Here is a 208-nt window from a genome sequence, read left to right as displayed (position 1 = left end):
CTTCACAAAGTTTACTTTTTCTAATCTCAATTTTCCATTTGTGACTGTACCCAATCCGGTAATCGAGCCACCTTTTTCTCCTGCAAAACTAACATGCATTCCTTTAATTTCTTTGAAGTCGGTCAGCAGACTCCTCTCCCCTGTCATGTGCCTGGAGCATCCACTATCGACAAACCAAAGATTCTTGGTCCTCCTTAGTAACTCCTGC

Annotated in this window: 1 protein-coding gene; it reads right to left on the bottom strand. The window is 42.8% G+C overall.

Annotation, left to right across the window (positions count from 1 at the left end; genetic code table 11):
• A partial coding sequence (locus NJ376_RS29460) for a hypothetical protein (RefSeq protein WP_408906686.1) occupies positions 1-208 on the bottom strand: 208 nt, incomplete at both ends.

Source organism: Siccirubricoccus soli, from assembly GCF_024178315.1.
GTDB classification, from domain to species: Bacteria; Pseudomonadota; Alphaproteobacteria; order Acetobacterales; family Acetobacteraceae; genus Siccirubricoccus; species Siccirubricoccus soli.
The sequence above is the reverse complement of the archived record's forward strand: the minus strand, read 5'-3'. Positions and strand labels throughout refer to the sequence as shown.